Source organism: Bradyrhizobium sp. 179, assembly GCF_023073535.1.
Classification (GTDB): domain Bacteria; phylum Pseudomonadota; class Alphaproteobacteria; order Rhizobiales; family Xanthobacteraceae; genus Bradyrhizobium.
The window spans coordinates 1-18,386 of the sequence record NZ_JADPJR010000038.1 but is presented as its reverse complement, the minus strand read 5'-3'; the positions used below and the strand labels follow the sequence as shown (position 1 = coordinate 18,386).

General features: G+C 57.8%; 10 protein-coding genes and 8 pseudogenes. 8 read left to right on the top strand and 10 right to left on the bottom strand.

The window, feature by feature from the left end; translation table 11 throughout:
• Together IVB12_RS09630 and IVB12_RS09625 are read right to left on the bottom strand one after the other, a co-directional pair.
• Nucleotides 1-226: pseudogene (locus IVB12_RS09630) on the bottom strand (transposase); the annotation flags it as partial.
• A 71-nt stretch (nt 227-297) separates the two neighbouring features.
• A pseudogene (locus tag IVB12_RS09625) lies at nt 298-1,076 on the bottom strand (IS5 family transposase).
• 734 nt (nt 1,077-1,810) lie between these two features.
• On the opposite strand from IVB12_RS09625, the gene IVB12_RS09620 reads away from it, so the two are divergent.
• The 3 genes and pseudogenes from IVB12_RS09620 (at nt 1,811) to IVB12_RS09610 (ending at nt 3,185) form a co-directional block, all read left to right on the top strand.
• Nucleotides 1,811-2,383: a hypothetical protein gene (locus IVB12_RS09620; RefSeq protein ID WP_247298125.1), complete on the top strand. Its 573-nt coding sequence runs from the start codon at nt 1,811-1,813 to the stop codon at nt 2,381-2,383.
• A gap of 390 nt (nt 2,384-2,773) precedes the next feature.
• Nucleotides 2,774-3,025: pseudogene (locus tag IVB12_RS09615) on the top strand (peptidase C39 family protein); the annotation flags it as partial.
• Nucleotides 2,988-3,185: a hypothetical protein gene (locus IVB12_RS09610; RefSeq protein ID WP_247298122.1), complete on the top strand. Its 198-nt coding sequence runs from the start codon at nt 2,988-2,990 to the stop codon at nt 3,183-3,185. The pseudogene IVB12_RS09615 and the gene IVB12_RS09610, both read left to right, overlap by 38 nt.
• Nucleotides 3,186-3,690: 505 nt before the next feature.
• Here IVB12_RS09610 and IVB12_RS09605 read toward each other — a convergent pair.
• Nucleotides 3,691-4,224: a hypothetical protein gene (locus IVB12_RS09605; protein WP_247298119.1), complete on the bottom strand. Its 534-nt coding sequence runs from the start codon at nt 4,222-4,224 to the stop codon at nt 3,691-3,693.
• A gap of 414 nt (nt 4,225-4,638) precedes the next feature.
• Nucleotides 4,639-4,809 (bottom strand): hypothetical protein, encoded by a 171-nt coding sequence (locus IVB12_RS09600; RefSeq protein ID WP_247298116.1) that lies wholly within the window; start codon nt 4,807-4,809, stop codon nt 4,639-4,641.
• Between the two features lie 221 nt (nt 4,810-5,030).
• Here IVB12_RS09600 and IVB12_RS09595 point away from each other — a divergent pair.
• The 5 genes and pseudogenes from IVB12_RS09595 to IVB12_RS09575 all read left to right on the top strand — a co-directional run.
• A pseudogene (locus IVB12_RS09595) lies at nt 5,031-5,884 on the top strand (integrase core domain-containing protein); the annotation flags it as partial.
• Nucleotides 5,885-6,600: 716 nt separating this feature from the next.
• A complete protein-coding gene (locus IVB12_RS09590) occupies nt 6,601-7,404 on the top strand; it encodes a kinase (RefSeq protein WP_247298113.1) in 804 nt (267 codons plus the stop codon).
• 6 nt (nt 7,405-7,410) lie between these two features.
• A complete protein-coding gene (locus tag IVB12_RS09585; RefSeq protein WP_247298110.1) occupies nt 7,411-8,436 on the top strand; it encodes a pyridoxal-phosphate dependent enzyme in 1,026 nt (341 codons plus the stop codon).
• 27 nt (nt 8,437-8,463) lie between these two features.
• A complete protein-coding gene (locus tag IVB12_RS09580; protein ID WP_247298107.1) occupies nt 8,464-9,672 on the top strand; it encodes an ATP-grasp domain-containing protein in 1,209 nt (402 codons plus the stop codon).
• Nucleotides 9,605-11,149: a lyase family protein gene (locus tag IVB12_RS09575; RefSeq protein ID WP_247298105.1), complete on the top strand. Its 1,545-nt coding sequence runs from the start codon at nt 9,605-9,607 to the stop codon at nt 11,147-11,149. Before IVB12_RS09580 ends, IVB12_RS09575 begins: the two co-directional genes overlap by 68 nt.
• Nucleotides 11,150-11,860: 711 nt before the next feature.
• On the opposite strand, the pseudogene IVB12_RS09570 reads toward IVB12_RS09575, so the two are convergent.
• The 6 genes and pseudogenes from IVB12_RS09570 to IVB12_RS09545 all read right to left on the bottom strand — a co-directional run.
• A pseudogene (locus IVB12_RS09570) lies at nt 11,861-12,045 on the bottom strand (transposase); the annotation flags it as partial.
• Between the two features lie 244 nt (nt 12,046-12,289).
• On the bottom strand, nt 12,290-12,976 hold the full coding sequence (locus tag IVB12_RS09565; RefSeq protein ID WP_247298102.1) for a hypothetical protein: 687 nt from the start codon (nt 12,974-12,976) through the stop codon (nt 12,290-12,292).
• 110 nt (nt 12,977-13,086) lie between these two features.
• A pseudogene (locus IVB12_RS09560) lies at nt 13,087-14,118 on the bottom strand (transposase); the annotation flags it as partial.
• Between the two features lie 844 nt (nt 14,119-14,962).
• A pseudogene (locus IVB12_RS09555) lies at nt 14,963-15,671 on the bottom strand (transposase); the annotation flags it as partial.
• A gap of 725 nt (nt 15,672-16,396) precedes the next feature.
• Entirely contained in the window at nt 16,397-18,046 is a 1,650-nt protein-coding gene (locus IVB12_RS09550) for a class I adenylate-forming enzyme family protein (protein WP_247298099.1), read from the bottom strand.
• 121 nt (nt 18,047-18,167) lie between these two features.
• Nucleotides 18,168-18,386: pseudogene (locus IVB12_RS09545) on the bottom strand (hypothetical protein); the annotation flags it as partial.

The window sequence follows — 18,386 nt, the reverse complement described above, 5'->3', positions numbered from 1 at the left end:
TGACTCGTCCCAGACACCATCGGCGATGAAATGGTGCAGCTGATCGTAGTTGCCGGTTGCGAGGCGTTCTGCCATCGGCTGAACGCTCTTGCGATCGCCGAAGGGGACACATCCGCTGCCGGGTCTTATGACCCAACCGCTGCAAGAACGGCTTCAGCCAGCCTTCGAGTTCGTCTTCCCATTCCGCCATGGTCAGCCCTCCAAGAGCCGACCACCCATGAATCATTGAAAAATCGATTCGGGAATCCTAAAAATTCAGAGGAATCCGACAATCTGCCAAAGTAGTGCTATCCAGACTCAATTGAGCCAATATGCGACGAGAGCGGCGAGATGAACAGCGGCCAAGAAATTCCGGGCGAGCTTGTCATATCGTGTGGCGATGCGCCGGAAGTCCTTGAGCCGGCAAAGCAGCGTTCGATGACATTGCGGCCTTTGTAGACGCGTTTGTTGAAGCGATGGATGACGACACGGTTGGATTTATTGGGAATGACGGGCTTGGCGGCGTGTCTAGCGATTTCGGCGCGAAGGTTGTCACCGTCGTACCCTTTGTCTGCGAGAAGCCCGCTCATGGGTGGTGCGAGCGCCAGAACATCGGGCGCAGCAGCGATGTCGGCATCCTGACCTGGGGTCAGATGCAGGACAACCGGTCGGCAGAGCGGATCGCTCAGCGCATGGATCTTTGTCGTACGGCCTCCCCGCGAGCGGCCGATTGCCTGATTGTGCTCCCCCCTTTTCCGCCGGAGGCACACCGATGAGCTTTGATCGAAGTCGAGTCGAGCGACAGCACGACGGCATCTTTGCCAGGCTTAGCCAGTGCTTCAAAGATTGCGCACCATCGTTCGCGCTTAGCCCAGCGATTGAAGCGATTGTAGATCGTCGTGTAAGGACCGTATTCGCGCGGACAATCACGCCATCGCGCACCCGATTGCAGCATGTGAACGATGCCGCTGATGATGCGCCGGTCGTCGTCCCGATCCGGCCCCGTCAGCCCCGTCGGCAGATGAGGTTCGATACGGGCCCATTGCTTGTCATTCAGCCAAAACAAACCCGCACGCATTCTCTCGCCCCCGAATCAAGAACACCGAGGCAAGAGAATCACGTGGCGCTATTTAGGTACAGACCCTAGTGCCCGAACAAGGACGCAATATAGGGTCACGGGCGTTGCGGAAGGAATAGCTGCCGCGTCTTTCCGTCGAGCTTCATGGGCCGTGTGTGCACGATCGGATCCGGCGTAGGACTGTGCTTTCCCAGCTTCTGCCTGGCGATCGCGCTGATGCTTGTGTTCTTAATTCACCTCAATTGGTTGCCCCGCCGTGGTGCGGAGAGCTGGCGCAGCTTGGTTCTGCCGGCAGTCACCATGGCGCCCGCAAACTCCGCCGTGCTTGCCCGCTACACCCGTGTCGCCGTTCGCGGATCGCTGGACAGCCGGCATGTGGCGGCTGCATTTGCGCCAGGCATTCCGTTCTGGCGGATATTTGATCCACCATGTATTGCCCAATGCGGGGCTCCGATCCTGACAATTCTTGGCTTCTTCATCGACGGAGCGGTAACCGCCTTACCGTGGTCGAGACAGTCTTCTCAAGGCCGGGTATACGAAACCTCTTCGTCACTTCAGTCGCAAACAGGGATGTTCCGGTGATGCAGGCAATTGTCTTGCTTGCCGGCACTGGGATGATCATCACCAACCTGGCCGTCGGTTACACCCAGCTCGATCCGCGCTCGAAATCCTCAGAGACATAGATGAGCATCTCCTGGGCGTATGAATGGACTTGTCTTCGAAGCTCGACGCTGCCCTCGCAAGCAGCCTCAAATGGGACTCTATGGTGCGGCGATATGGATTGGTGAGAGTGTGTTGATTGCCGCACTGGCTCAGGTGATCTCCGCTTGTCATCGAGCACAGATCTCCTTGGATGCACGGCTTTCGCCGCCAACATTCTTCGGCGGCAGGCTGGACCATTTGTTGGGCATTGACGAGCTCGGTCGGGACGACCTGGCTCGCTTGATATATTCGATCCAGATCAGCATGCTCGTTGCGGTGGGCGGGATCTTCATCAGTACCCTGCTGGGCGTTTCGTTCGGCCTCCTCGCTGCCGAGCGTGGCGGACTGATCGACGAGGGAGTCATGGCATTTCGTCGATGTGCAAACTGCTGTGCCGTTCTTGATGACCGCACTTCTTGTCACAACGATTTCGCAATTCGCTGGCACCTTTGTCTGTCTTGTGGGCTTGCACGGTTGAGAACGCCACGCCCGCATCGCGAGAGGCCTTGCTTTGACGACCCGCAATCGGCGCCATGTAACGCCGGACCTATAACGCTTCGCGGGTTCATATCTACGCAAGGCATATTCTGCCTGCCTGTGCACCGACCATCGTGGTCGGCATGACCCTTGGGCTCACCGAGACGGTTCTCCTGGAAAGCACCCCGAGCTTTCTGGGGCCGGGGGATACAACCGCGCATGTCCAGCTTGGGCAATATGGTGGGATTCGGCACAGATTATTTGATGCCCCTTGTGGATCGCTCTCGCACCAGGGTTCGTCATCGCGGACAGCGATCCCCCTCATTACAATCAGCGAGTCCCTGCCCCGGACGGGACCCAGCTTCTTTCACATCCAGCTGAGGAGACGTCATGTCGCGTCCGGACGTCGAACACTCAACAACTCAGATGATCAGGAACATCCCTCTGTATCGGCAAGAGAGGAAGTTCACTTGTGGACCATCTTCCCTGATGATCATGTTCGCGCTGGACGAGCGCTATTAGGCGAATCAAACAGCTGAGCTCGAGATCTGGCGAGAGGCGACGACCATTCACGGCGGCAGCGGACCAGTTGGTCTGGCCTTGGCTCTCAAAGGCCGCGGCTTCGCAGCCCTTGTTGTCGTGAGCCATGATGGCCTTCTTCTTAAGTCTCGCGCTTCGGCAAGGCGGCGAGATGGAGGTTATGCAGATTCTCCAGGAGCGAGATCTGGCCGAAGCGACTCGCTGAGTGGTGATGACCGGGGCCGACCCCGATCACGCATTTTGCAATGATCCTCTCAAAGATCCCGACGAGGAGAATGCTGCCACGCGTACCGATCACGCGAGCTTTGCCAGCATGACCGAGTTCGGTCCCAGCCGGGAAAAGGCGGTCATTCTTCCGGACCTTTCAAAAATGGCGAATGTCGCTTCCGCTTTCCAGGATTTACGCTAGCCTCAACCTTGGCCTGACGGGCCCAGCGTTTCCGGTCCCAAACGCTGAGGCAGTTGGTAGCCGGTAAACGCCCCGACATATAGCCACGATCCGTGTCGGTTTCGAATGGTGCCATCGAGCAGGCTGCGGTCGACGGCGCCGGTATACACCGAGTTCGACAGCAGCATAGCCAACCATCATGAGGCCAGTCCCTTGCGCACGTCCGTCAAAACGAGTTTTCTCGCCCGGCGCGCGCGGCTGGCATTCTCCCGTTGTCCACACCGACCCGGCTCGTCTTACCCCTATGCGGTGCGACATTCCCGCACCAGGCCCCACAACGCGACGAAGGAAGACCTCCAGATTGCAGATCGGCCAGAGTTGTTTTTCGAGTGTATCGTTCACCATTTGAGAGCGACGCGCATACCATCGCCGGAGAGCGTCAGCATCGAGATAATCAGCGATCGCCGGAGAGTCTTTGAAGATTAAGCCCCGAAACGGCTCCGAGCTTTGGTCTGTCGCCCACTTTCTAGAGGCAGCGGAAACCCAAGCTTTTTTCTCCTGACCACGCTTGAGGGCAGACGATCTCGGTAGAGACTGCGCAGAGCGGCCTTGGAGACGTCGAGCGCTTCGCTAAATATTCCAATCGGAGCGCAGACCGCCTGAAGAGGGGCGAAGGCATGTTTCCAACGGAGATGTTCTGAGAACGACATGCGCAGCGCCAGCGCAACGACTCGGTGGTCTGCGAAGGGAACGCGAGACTCACGCTCGCTGCCATTGTGGTGTCGTCGACCATTTCGAGCAGCACCGGTAGATGATGCCGTACAAAGAATGCTCTTATGCGCTCGACCGGAGTGGTGCCGCCTGAATGGTAGGCATTGTTCATCCAATCGATCAGGCCTGCATCATCAACAATTTCCTTTCTCCATGCTGACGTCGCCAGCACCAACTTCTCGGCTTGAGGAAAGTAAGTGTACGGGGCAAGAAATAACTCGAATTCGCTCGCTTTGAACTTGGGACGGCCGAGATGACGTCGCGCGCGGCCGCCAATGACATCTGGCAAAGCGGCCAGCAGCGCCTGTCGCCGAAGGTCGAAGAAAAGCCTGAAGATCCGGCTATATCCAAGGAATATCTCGTCGGCACTCGCCGGCAGGGAGGACCTTGTGAGAGTGTCCGACCGCCTGCAAGCAAATACATCGCGGCTTCCTTGTGCATGCCAATCGGATGACCAGGTAATGCGGTAAGGCGCTTAAGGACGTAGAGCATGTCGGGTTTTGCGACGAGTGCCTTGAAAGCTCGAAAGCCAAGACACGGAGGCGAGCCCTCCGGAAAGCAGCGCCGCGACTGGAGTGTGGGGCAGCAAATGTTCCTCCACGAGCGCTGCCGATCAATGTCTCAAGAGAACTGCGATTACCACTCTCATCGAGGCAGGCAGGATCCCACAAACGTGTATGCTTGCGGGATTGAGCCGTGATCTTCAGCCAGATTCCAGGTTGCACATGAGGTCAGAGAACGCATCGAGAGCTTTACCGATGGATTTTGTGGCCACCGTTCGATCCTTGGTGCGGCGGGTAATTTGGCCGTTCGCATCATCACCGACGATCGCCCAGAGTCCGAGCGCTACTCCCGCCTCATAGTGTCCTTTCACCACAAGCCCCCATCGCTGCGCCGGAACACAGGAGCCCCACGGCGGCGGTCAGATAGGTACGCAATCATCGTGCCTCAATGTTACTCTTTTTGCCGAGAGCGATCGAATTCTCAGCCCTCGCGGTTGGTTGCAAACCGCAGCTGCAACTTAAATTGGGCTGGTCCGAAATATCCGCAAACTACCGGTCCTGGTAGGTGGTTCCGCGAGCTAAGACGGCACCCGAACGGCGGGCGTGTAAAGCCAATCGGCTGATGCCGCATGACCATCAAATACCAGACCTTCCGGGCAGATGATGCCGCCCTGGGCCAACGCATGAGGGCGATCGCCCAAGAGCGCCGTCGCTTCGGCTATCGGCGCCTGCATGTTCTGCTCGAGCGGGAGGGCTATCTGATCAACCACAAGAAACGGCTCTACCGGGATGAGAGGCTCGCGGTTCGTCGCCGTGGCGGCCGCAAGCGGGCGATCGGACCCGAACGCCCATGTCAGTGCCGACAGGGCCGAACGACCGATAGTCGCTCGACTTGGTCTCGGATCAGCTCACCGACGGCCGCTGCTTCCGCATTCTGACAGGGGTCGATGATTGCACCTCGCGTGCCTGGCGCTTGTGGCCGACACCTCGCTCTCGGGGAGCCGGGTGGCCGGGAATTGGACGGGCTGGTGATAGAGCCGAGCAAACCCGAATGGTGGTTAGCGACAACGGTAACGAGTTCACAAGTAATGCCATCCTGACTTGAGCCGACCAGATCCGCATCGCATCGCACTACATCGCGCCGCGGAAGCCATGCAGCACGCCTTCATCGAGAGTTTCGACGGCCGGTTGCAGGATGAATTGTTGAAGGAAACGCTGTTCACGTCGCTGGCCCCGGTCCGCGTCACGCTTGAATGCTGGCGGGCCGATTACAACAACCCACGACCAGACTCGCAGCTCGGATGGAAAATCCCGTCGGAGTTCGCTTACTGTCATCCGCGCCGGGATCCGGCACTGCGCTATGTCGAAGGCTCCGCGCCAACTGCCGTCACTTCCACCGCCCAACCAGGCAAATCCAACGACCGGGGCGAACTCAGAACAGGATAACACTTGGGGGCCAGGCCACGGGCTTCGATCCAACCATGCACTTCTCAAAGTTGAATACCGGCACCTGAGAGCCAGGCAACACCGGTGCTCACCGGACGTGCCGCTATGGCCCTGAGGAGACGTGATTTGAACGGGCGAACTCCCTCTGTTGGTAGGTGCGCACATCTGGACGCCTCGCTAAATGTGGTGCTCCTAGTTCAGTAAGTCAGCCCGGTATGCTGCTAAGCGAAGCATGCGGCCACTAAAAAGGCCCGACACGCTCATGGCCCAGAATTGTGAATTCAAAGGTATCATTTTTGCTCAGCGTGATGAAGCGTGGTCTCCATCTACCCGGCTAATAGATAGTGATAGCTCAAGCCCTGGGCTGGCTTCGATGGGTTTTTCATATACGGACATCGCAGGATGAGAGACCGCCTTCATCGGCTTCTATGCCATCTTCAACGCAAGTCCCTTGCTGCTCGGTCGCGTGGCCGCGGGAGAGGAACAATATGACGGAGGTGCTTACGAGAGCTCAAGGAAACGGTAGGATTGCTAGCTCTTACTCGCTCTCGAAGCCATGCGGGGTGGCGACCTGCCACCCCCATTTCGGCGAGCTGCTCCAGGGAGCTTTCGTCCTCGCGAAAGGGGGGCACCACCGCACGGTGCGCGGACTCGTTTCAGTTCACATGCCGCACGCCGATGGGTCGGAAGCCCGAGCGACGTTGGAGCCGAGCCGCATGGGGAACTTTGTGCCTCAAGTCGGTCGTACCGGCATCCAAGTGACCCCCAATCATTTCTACAAATGTGAGCTTGCCGCTCGGCTTGCCCTCAATGCCTTTGGATTGAGCAATATGGCGGCCACTCTTGAGGTCAGGACGTTTGTTCCGGAAGGCGCCGGCATGGGCTCGTCCACGAGCGGCGTGGTGGCCTCTATCCGTGCGATCGCTAAATGCGTCGCAGCCTATCGAGGATCGCCGGTGCTTATGGCGCCCCATCTCCAAGCGAAGCTTGCGGTGGCGGCCGAGCATGCATGCGACTCCCTGATGTTCGATTGCACAAGCAGCACCATTCTTTTCGCTCAACGAATGGGCGAAGTTGTCCAGCTGTTCAACGGTCCTCTCCCGCAAATGTACATTTTGGGATTTGACACAGGCGCGGCCAATGGAGGGATTGGAACTGACCGCCTGCCGCGAGCGCGCTACTCACGTGATCAGATCGCCGCCTTCGGGTGCGCATTGGCCGTCCTGGAGCGTGCAATTGCAGAGCAGAGCGTCACACTCGCCGGCCGGGTGGCGACTTTCTCCGCGATACAGAGCGAGACCGCGCTGCAGAATCCGCTCAAGAAGCCGAAATTTGACCAACTCCTCCGCATCAAGGAAGACACCGGATCCGCTGGTATTGTCGTCGCGCATAGCGGCACGGTCGCCGGCTTGATCTTCGACCCGCATTTAGCCGACTTTCGCAGTCGAATGGATGAGGCTAAAGCCGCGATCGGCCGCCTTGGCTTCGATATCCGCTGCACATTTTCGACCCCGTATTGAGGATGGATGATGGCGCCCTCGCTCTTCGACACCATCGACGCCCATGCGCCTCTCAAAATCGTTCCACTGCGGCCCGAAAACCTGGCCGCGATCGATTTCAGAGTCATGAAGGTATTTCCTGCCTTCAACATCATCGAATCAGGCCTTCGCGATGGCGCAATCGGCCCCGACACGACGATTGTCGAAACGTCGAGCGGAACGATGGCTCTCGGTCTCGCCATCGTTTGCATGCAGTTCTCGCTCAAGCTACACATCTTCGGCGACCGCGCCATCGAGCCTCCCCTTAAACGCACCATCGAGGAGTTGGGCGCTGAAGTTCACCTCGTCGAGGCGACAGCGTCCGACGCAAACGTCCAGCAGCTCCGTAAAAAGGCGCTCCTCGACTTTATGGATCGGACGGGAGCTACCTGGTCACGACAGTACGACAACCTCGGCAATCGTTTTTCGTATGCGCGCCCGGCCGAGGAAGCGATCCGGCATTTCGGCAAGATCGACGTCCTAGTCGCAACTGTGGGCTCCGGAGGTTCCTCCTGTGGCCTTGCGCACTATTGCCGAGCATTCTTTCCCGAAATGAAACTCATCGGGATCGACACCTTTGGGAGTGTCTTGTTCGGCCAACCGGCGAGCCGACGTGATTTGCGGGGGCTCGGCAACAGCATTCTCCCAGGCAACTTGCTTCACGAGGCCTTCGATGAAATCCATTGGCTCGGCGCAAACGAGGCATACCAGGCTGCGCACCGACTTCACCGCGAGACTTCCTTAAAGCGCGGGCCTACGAGCGGAGCGGCCTATCTCGTCGCTAAATGGTACGCCCAGCGCTTCACCAAAAGTAAGGTGCTCGCGGTCTTTCCCGACGACAGCAGTCGCTACGAGCACAACGTTTACCATCCCACGTGGATGCGCGCCAATGGTTATCAGGCCGCGCTCGCCGCCACCGGGCCTGTTCTTGTCCGTCACCCGCTTCATGCTGATAGCGGCTGGTGCCGATTCAACTGGAGCCGTCGCTCGCTGACCGATGTAGTGGGTGATTAATCTTCCCCCCAACTGAAGCATACAGAATTGACCAACTCAGCTGCGATCTTCATCGAATCCAACACCACAGGCTCGGGTGCCGACTTCATTCTGCGCGCGCAAGCACTTGGGCTCGTTCCAGTCTTTGTTACAGCCTCACCCGAACGTTATGCCTTTCTAAGTCGCATTGTGGGCCTCGAACTACGCACATGCGACACGTCTTCAGAAACCGATGTTAGAGCTGTAATCGATAGCGTCGCGACGGACATGCGGATTGCGCTGCTAACAACTTCCAGCGATTTCTACCTTTACACGGCAGCGTTGGAAGCCAAGCGGCGGGGGCTTACCGGTCCGGATCCAAATGCAATCGCACTTTGTCAAGCTAAAGATCGCCAAGCCACGGTCCTGAGGGCGGCAGGTATCTGCGTGCCCTATAGCGCGATAGTGCGAGCGGAGTGCGATATCAGCGACGCGATCAAGCAAATCGGGCTGCCTGCAGTAGCCAAGCCGATCAGCGGGACCGGCAGCATCGGCGTCACCTTCGTGGACACCGAAACAAGCGCCACTGGCGCTTTGCGCAAGCTACTCGGGACTACGAATGACGTACGTGGGCGCGCTATCCAGCCGGGTGCTCTTCTGATGTCGTACGTCGCCGGCGAGGAGTATTCCGTCGAGGTCCTAGATAACAAGATCCTCGGTCTAACGCGGAAACACCTTGGGCCTTTGCCGCATTTCGTTGAGATCGGACATGATGTTCCGGCACCGATCTCGTCCAGGTTGCTCGCGAAGATCGAAAATGAGGCGCTTCGTGCCATCCAAGTTCTGGAACACGTGAAAGGACCAGCTCATGTCGAACTCCGGGTGGGCGAGGATTGTGTCACGATAATCGAGGTCAATCCACGCCTTGCTGGCGGTTCGATTCCCACCCTTTTTCGTTACACAACAGGTTTTGACCCGGTCCTCGCGGTCCTCCGTAGCCTGCTCGGAATGTCCTCCCTCCCTTTGAGGGGAGGCGATCACGGCTCAATACGATTCATCGTGCCGGAGCGTGAAGGCACCTTTGCCCTTCCTCAATGCGAGGATCTCGTCGATCGCTTCAGACTGGCGGAATTCGTACTGTACCATACTCCCCCATTAGAGTTCAGGCGCTGCAACGATTTCCGCGATCGGGTCGGTCACGTCATTGCAGTTGGCGACGACCCTACTGCTGTTGCACGGCGCGCCGAAGCTGCCGTCGCTTTCATCCTTGGCGCATGAGGAGATACAGTTGCAAAGCACAGGCCGCATCAAATCGACTCTTCATCCTGAAGCCAGCGCGATCGTTTTCGACCGTGATCTACAGCGTGCAGCGAAGGACGAACTACCTTTCTACGCCGATATCGATCGAGCCCAGGCCATCATGCTTGAGCGAGTCGAATTGATCGACCGCGATCTCGCCCGAAAAGTGCTGACCGAACTCGACAAACTGCAAGCTGAGAACTTTCAGAGCGTTGCAGGTCGCCCTTCCCCCCGCGGCTCTTATCTCGCCTATGAGGATCACCTCCGTTCAGTGATTGGCAACGAGGCCAGCAACCTACATCTTGGCCGGAGCCGGAACGATATCAATGCCACCCTTCTGAAGCTCAAGTTGAGAACGCCGTATCAGGAACTGGCAAACGAGCTACTAAAGCTTCTGCAATTGCTGTGCGATCTAGCCCGCAAAAACCTTCAGACTGTCTTCCCGCTGCACACCCATCGCCAACCTGCATTGCCGTCCACTTTCGCACACCACCTGACGGCCTTCGCCCGCACGCTCGCGCGCGATCTGGATGCGCTTCTGGCGGTGCATCCGATTCTCAACCTCTCCTGTCTCGGGGCGGGCGTCGGGGGGGGAACCACCTTGCCCATCCTTCCGGAATTGACGGCCAGGCTGCTCGGCTTCTCGGGGCCACCACTTAACTCAATCGACAGCGTTGCCTCTCGGGATCTGGTTCTTCGCCTGCTGGCAGCTTGCACGATCCTAGGATCATCTCTTAGCCGCATCGCCGAGACGTTGCTGCTATGGGTCGGAGATGGAGCATTGGCTACCCTACCAGACGAACTAGTTGGATCTAGCTCCGCAATGCCTCACAAGCGCAACCCCTTCCTCCTCGAGCAGGTCCAAGGGAAAGCAGGCGGGATCATTGGCTGTTTCGTAGCGGCAGTCACGGCCATGCATAGCACGCCGTTCACCAACTGCGTCGCGGTCGGAACGGAGGCTACGCGCAATGTCTGGCCTGGGATCGCCCATTCCATTGGGGCGGCGCGCCTCATCCGATTATGTTTCTCGGACTTGATCGTCAACGAAGATGCAGCGACCGCGATGCTCGACAGGTCCTTCGTGAATGCCATGGAAACGGCGACTCGCCTCACGCTCGGTGGCGATCTCGATTTTCGTTCCGCCCACAATGAGGTGGGGCGGTTGGTTAACACAGCAATCGAGGGGGGCGCACCGAGCCTCTTGGCGCTCGGAGTGCTCAACTTAGACACGTCACCGCCCCCGGAAGTCATCGCGCGAACGGCTCGGGCGGGGGGAGGACCCGCGCCCGATGCCATCGCGGCGTCGCTGGAGGAGCTGGAGAGTGGCATCGAGCGAGCGGCCGCCGCTTTGCGTGATCTCGGCAACGGCTGGAGCCGTGCTCAAGGAGAGCTTCGATCAGCCGTTGCGAGCGTCAAAGGACCAACGCGAATCGAGAGCGGAGAAGGAGCTCATTGATGACATACCACGTGAAGACGCTCAAACGCACAGAGCCGAGCGATCGGTGGAGCCGCCAGATGGTGCTCCAACGTTCTCAGCTCCTGGCCGCTCATGAGTTTCACAGGCACGCGGCAGGGCAATCGCGGGCTGCTTCACATTCTCACTAGTTTTCCAACGGAGGTACTGTGACAACCAGCTATTACTCCGGAGATCATTGATGGAACAATTCTCGTGCTCTTGGAATTCGCGACCTAAATTAGAAAGGGGGCAGACCCCCTCTCCTCGCGGCGTGGCTCGATCCTCCAGCCGTCGAGGTTTGCGTTTTGAATTCATGTCGGAAACCGTCGAGGGAGCTTGGGTGGACGTGGCACCATTTGCGTCTCCCGTCTCCTTGCCGCCAATCCAGAGACAGCTTTGATCGTGTTCGAGTGCACGGCTTTCTCACCGATCTCTCCGGCAATCCGGCGCATGACAAGCGTTCCTGTCCATGACATCGCTGGCCTCTGCCGCATGATGGACTCCGTTGCTCATGAATAACGAGTATATGCCCCAGAGTCGTGATGATGAACCGAGGTGATGCGCGCCAGGAAAAGCAATGGTCTTTATGAACGGCACAGTTGTGAAGCACCATCCGGACAAACGATTGATTCGTTACGGAGGATGCAGTAATCAACCCTTCCACCCTTCAGCGTCAAGGTCGTTGATTTCGGCCAATGCATCGCCGGCCTGCTGCTCCGGCTTCGTCTGCCCGTGCCCGGGAAAGGCCTGCAAGCCGAACTCTTTCACGCATTTGCGCGGAACGTTCTCATGAACATTCCAGGTCGCGCCCGGTCTGCGCCACCGAAACGCCACGCTCCCTAACCGGCCTGGCTGCCCCGATATTGAAACTCACGACTGAGCTTCCGTCTCTTCATCGCGCACTTCCGTGTTCATGAAACACCTAATCTCGGTGTCCATCAATCGGCAGAAGCTCACAGTCTTGAGCGCCCAACGTTATCAGCTTACATAGCGCCTCGGCTATTCTCGAAGCGCGGTGTAGCGCCCCCACCACCTCTGCTCGAGGGGGCACCTCGAACCGCCAATTCTGTAAAATATCGTGATGCGCGAGCTACGTGGGAGCTGCCCGTGATCGTCAGCGCTCGACCTGACAGGGGAAAATTACGAAGCTATGTTATGACCATTAACAAGGCCCCTCAGTTCATCGCCCGCTAACCAGATGAGCCAATCGTCGTCTACAATATTCTCTTCTATGAGTTCTAGCTTCGATCCGCCTGGCTCATAGTGCGCCGTAAGGTAGACCCCCTTATCGCGCGACCAGCGCGGTGCAAGCCCAAATATGAAATCGGGAGCCCACATTGCGAAAGATATCCCGCGTACAATTCCTGTCATAATCTTTGGGATACCTTGTCCCCTAAAGTCTTTGCGCACCCAAACGTCTCCGTGGAAGACAACTTTACCCGTAATTTTCCGCGCGCTTGGCGCAGTGCAAGTGCATCGGTCTTGTGGATGTGCATGTTTGGTCGGGTCAGCGTAAAAAGCCTTCAACGATTCAAGATGCTCTGCAAGGTTGCTGTGTGAAAGATCATACAGTCGCGCGGCCTCTACAAGCGCAACTTCATTATTTTTATCGACACCTATCACCCAATACCCGTCGCCCGGCTCGATTGGCGAGCGATCCGGCCGAAAGATTGGATATGTCCGCCCTTTTGTCGGAGTTTTCCGTGTGATCGAAACATATTCATGAAAATCGAATCCTATCGAAAGCTTGATCCCCTTTTGGGCGGCAGCTGCGTCATAGAATTGAAGGAAACGCGAGACCTGCAACAGATTTACTAATGCTGTCATTGTACCTTGTTCCTATTTTGACGAATTGCGCCCTTGGGTTTCTGGGCTGCATCATCTAGGCTGCGACTTCCAAACGACGATAAGGCAATAGCCATGCGGCGAGATACTACCTACTCTGGTGAAGAGCTCCGCTCCGGTATCTGATGAAGCGAGCTGTCGCAAGATTTTGGTAGTGGCGGGCGCGGTCCGACGGCGGTTGTAGGCTGACGGTCCGTCGATCCGGCAATGCCGTCTTGAAGGTCGCACCAAACGAGTTTTGGAATTGGCTATGACCATTGAGACCGAAGCGGCGCCTTCGACCAGTTTCAAAGCCATGTCGAGGGCGGTTCGGTTCGACAGACAACCCTTTGATCGGCTGGAGCGTTGGACCACTGTGGCGAAAGTGCAGTCGATGGGTTCGTCGTCCGCAAGCGTTTCCCGTGCTCGGCCCGGAAGTCGTAGAAGGCAAGCAGTGACTCTATCCTAGCTCAGGCAGTCGGCCGCCTTCGTATTTCCGGCGCGTAGCTCTTGATGAAAGGGTCGAACGCGAACTCCGGCGGTGACCTTCGTTCCAGCCATCCAAATCCCTGCAACGTGCGGCTGGCTTTCGGCTGCTGGCTCTTCGGTAGCTTGGCGAGCACTTCGGAGTCTTTGTGCACCCCGCAGCGTTGCTCGCGTGTTTTCGGCCACACCTCGCCGGCGGCTTTCTGGCCACCTCGAGCTCGCGCCGCTTCAGATCAAGCAGCAGATCGCGCCAGTCGTGCGCCCTCTCGCAGGCAACATCCGTGAAGACGACCAATTCCTTGCGGACTTCCGGCGTCGCGCCGACCCCGAGAAATACACTGCTTTTCATTGTCGAGCCGCGCTCTACGATAGATGCCATTTGCCCAGATGTAAACGTAGCGCTTCGCCAGGTCGCGCTTCTGCCGCGCGGTGTGCTCGGCAAGCCCACCATTGGCTGAGCGATGGCGGATGCGGACAACCAGTCAGCGTCGCGGCCAAGCAGCGCAGCCAGCACCTCCGAGAAGTCGTCTCAGGTAAAAGATCGGCAGCAGCATCTCGATGGACTTCGAACAGTGGATGTAGCGTGACAGGATCGCGGAGAGAACCAGATCCGGCCCGGGATCGGCGGCGTCCGCCTCGCAATCACGCACGTGCGGTTGGAGTGACGTTTCCTGACTGAAACAGTTATCTTCACCGCATATCGCTCCTTCGGTGTAGAGGTTGAGGCGTCAAACACCCCACGATATGCCGCCCCTCCGATTCCGTTCGTCACCAACTTAGGGTAGTTCTGATTAACATTTGCCGGCAGCATTCTTGCCCGTGCCACCTACTCAAGGAAGTCTAGGAGGTTCTGACATACTGATTGACATTACTTCCCCGACAGGACAGATCATTTCGGAAAACCGGATCTCGCAATGCGACGAGGAGGATTGGGATTAGGGACGTGAGTTTCTGCAGCCGCTCATACCAGCGCTGGGAGGCCTCGACCCGACGCCCAGCGCTGAACACCGATTGACGACTAGTGCGGCAGCAAGTGCCTAGCCGATACCTGGCGGCTAATTGGACTGGAGTTTGGGTTGGGATTGGGCAGCAAAAAGGAGGTCCATTTGGACAGTTCACCGGTTAGCCATCAGTCGACCTGAGTGCTTGAGGTCCGTCGGGGCATCATGTGCGCTGGGAGCTGAGTGAACGCGCGTGGAGAATCTGCTGCCGGGCGCTCAGGTGAGGGAGGTCGAGCAAACACGGGGCGACGCGCTGGCAGATTTGAGATGACGACGACACTTTCGAGAACGAGGCGAATTGCCGATGCGCGAAGCTTCGCAGCCGCCCTTTCGCACCAGTAGTTGTGGAATGTGCCCTTAGGAACTCTCAGTGCGATCGGCGATCGTCGTGGTCCCGAGAGTCTGACGCAAAAATGGCAAGCAAGCTCTTCACGTGGCTGCGAGGCGGTGTTAGGAGCCCGACATGGGCGACGAGAAGCCAGGCAACTTCGGTCTTTGGTTAGACGGCCAACGGCCGAACCACGAAAAGGGTGCGTTCGACCACCCATCGTCTGGGCAAGACGCCTTTGCCCCGAAGCCGTCGCCCGACAATCTCGATTGTCAACGTCCCAGTGGGAGAGTGCGTTAGTGAGCCACGACAAACCCCATCCGCAAAAACATACTCGAGCCTAGGGAAGCGGTCTCGCAAGTGGTCCAGCAAGGGAAAAGCACCATGAACATCCTAAACGTTTGCAGGATGCACATGGTCCATCAGGAGAAAGACCATTGGTCTCCTGACGATGTGCCGCTTGCGCCCATAGAGGCGCTTGCCAGGGATCAAAACGGCGCGGCCACCGGCCTGCGTTGTCGAAGCAGTTTGGCCGCCGATGATGGCTGCCGTCGACTCGGGCTTACCGTCCACCTTTTCCGCACCCGCGAACCAAGCTTCTGACGAGCTGGTACAATCTGCGAGTGTCGCGCCAACCATAAATTAGACATGAACCGTCGAGTGCGGTGGGAACTCGCTCGGCAAGGCGCTCCATTGGCAACCGTTGGACGGAATGTAGAAAATCGCACGCACGACCTCGCGCAAATCGACTGAGGGAGTCGTCCGAGCCGCCTCCGTCGCGGCCGCATCTGCCGAGCAATCAGCGCCCACTCCGCATCAGGTCGCTTGCGTAACGCGGCCCACTCCGTTGATACTTGATACGATTGATTTCGGTCCACGGCATCGTGCCCTCCCTCGAAATCTTTGCAAATACAACAATCGTAGCCCCTGAAATCAATCACCCCTTTTTGGTCAGCTCTGAAGACGCGGCGATAGATGAAGAGACCAACTGCGGGGTCATCCGCGCAATATGGACGTCACGATGACCGTACGAAGATCTAAGTCGCTACCACAAGGTGCGGCCCCGAATGTTCGTGCTGCGAAGGTGCAGGAGATGCTTAGTCTAGCCCTGCTGTTATGTGTCGGACGAGACTATGTGACGGGGGCGCGCTAACGCTAGAAAGGCCGACTACGGCTGGATCCTTATGCCACAAAATAGTCAGATGCTGTCAAGGAGCTGTAGGACGGCGTCATTCGGCCGGACGCGCGCCCCCGGTTGCGTGAGGCGCCAGCCCTCACGAGTCCTCAGCGCATCATCTCGACATCAGCGCCCCCTAGCGCTGGCGGGTTGTGGCGACCGAGCATGGCCAAGCCACCCCTGAAGCGTGAGGAGGTCCACGCCTAATCGGAGAAGCTTCATGGTTAGGGGATGACGGCAGATGTGCGGCGATATGGGCTCGCTCTCCTGGACACGAACTGCGAGACTGCACGCCGAACCTCCGCTCGTGCGCTGACCGTATCGAGAAGAACGTCCGTCGCATCAGGGCAACAGCTGCAGGATTTACGTCGATCCTTAAACCTAGCTCTACTCCACGCCAGTCCGCCAGGTGCCGGTAGAATCCGGCAGCTTCATCGCCAGCGCTTCTCATCCGCATCGTAGACTCCGGCAAGCGGGTCGCTTACGGAAGTCAGCTCACGCTTGAGCACCTTATTGCTGGTAGCGGCTCTAGGAAGCGCTGGAGTGAACGCTATGTACCGCGGCACCTTGAACGCAGCAAGGTTCGCGCGAGCATGATTGAGAATGCGCTGTACGACCAGATTGTCAGGCGTGATGCCTTCAATCAGCTCGACGCAAATCTTAACCTCCTCACCGCGCTTTACATCGCCAACGGGAACGGCGGCCACATCCGCAATCTCGGGAATCTCTCGAATGATTGTCTCCACTTCGCGCGCAGCGATATTCTCGCTCGAGCGTCGAATCATATCCTTGGTGCGCCCCACCAGCCAATGAAAGCCGAGCTCATCGCGGCGCATCAGATCGCCGGTCTTGAACCATTCGCCTTCAAACAAGCCGGCATTTGCTTCCGGCTTATTCCAATAGCCATTGAAGATCCCGCGCCCCGTCACCCACAATTCGCCGACGTCGCCGATCGGCGTGGGGCTGCCATCCTCGTTAATTAACCGCAGCGTTCGAAAAGGCGCGCGAATCCCCACCGAACCCGATTCGGCCAGTTCATCGAGCTGGTTCGTCATTCGTGTGCCGAAGCCGATTTCGGTCATCCCGTACGCTTCCTCAGTGCGCACTCGAAAACGTCTCCGAAATTGGCGTATCGTCTCAGGGCTCCAGCCCCAATTCAGGATCTGCTTCAGGCATGTCGCCCCATCCGCGTCGGCTGCCTCGGCTTGCCGCGCGACCAATTGGGGAAACTGACACCACTCGATGCGATACTGCTTAACCCAACCTAGGAAGCGCGTCGAGCTGAGTTGCGGAGCCAAGTACAGCGTGCCGCCCTGTCGATACGACTTCAGAAGATGGGCGGGCGGATCAACATAGAAGAAGGGCTGCGCAGAAAGATATGTCCGGTACGGCTGTTCCCAACACGCTCCTTGGTATGCGTACATAGCCCAATAGTTGTGTGTTAACATGCAGCCCTTTGGAAAGCCTGTTGTTCCTGACGTATATTGAATGTTCACCAGGTCCTCGGGCCCTATATCCTCCTCCACCACACCGTCGCCGACGCCGCGGAGCAGCTCATCAAGTCCGGTCGCCCTCCTGTCGGACGCATGTCCAACCGAAATCACTCCCTCTGTGGCAAGGCTGTCCGGCCAAGGCTCGATCGCCGAGAAGACTGACCATACTGACTCGTCAACGACGGCGAACTTAGCCTGCGTATCGCTCAGAACATACGCGATTTCCCTCGGAATGTACCGTATATTGATCGGAACCATCACCGCACCGAGCTTCGCAATCGCAAACCAAAGGATCGGAAATTCGATCCGATTGGGTAGCATCACCGCAATGCGATCGCCCTTGCGCACGCCGAACGCACGCAGCGCATTGGCATACTTGTTGGACGATCCATCCATCTCGGAGTAGCTCGCGCGTTCGCCGCGGTCAAAGACGTCAATTGCGATCCTTGAGCCGTGTGTTCTTGCGCGACTTGAAACCAACTTTCCGATCGTGGTGGCCTCATATGCGAATTCCATCGCCTCTATTTCGCGTAACGCGCTTGCGACACGTTCTCGCAGCTGAGCTTGCGCCAACTTTGATGAGGTCATGCTTAGACACCTTCTGGATGAGGGGGAAGAAGAAAACAAGCAACTTCATCTCGACAGGAGCAATAGACGCGTTCCGATTAGCTACGATCGTATACCCCCTGAACAAAGATCGAGATACTACCTACTCTGGTGAGGAGTATTGTATCGGTTTTTGACCAAGCGATGTTGGCCCGTAGCCGCATTCGACACGCTTCATGTTACTGTTAGCGCAAAAGCCCGGCGCCGCCGGCGTCTCAATAGAGAGGCAGAGCCAGGAGGTGAAATGCTTGGCGGTCGGCCAAGCCTTCAGATCCGTGCCGCACTCGCCTATGAGCTTCAACGCGAGTGATGGGCCCAATCC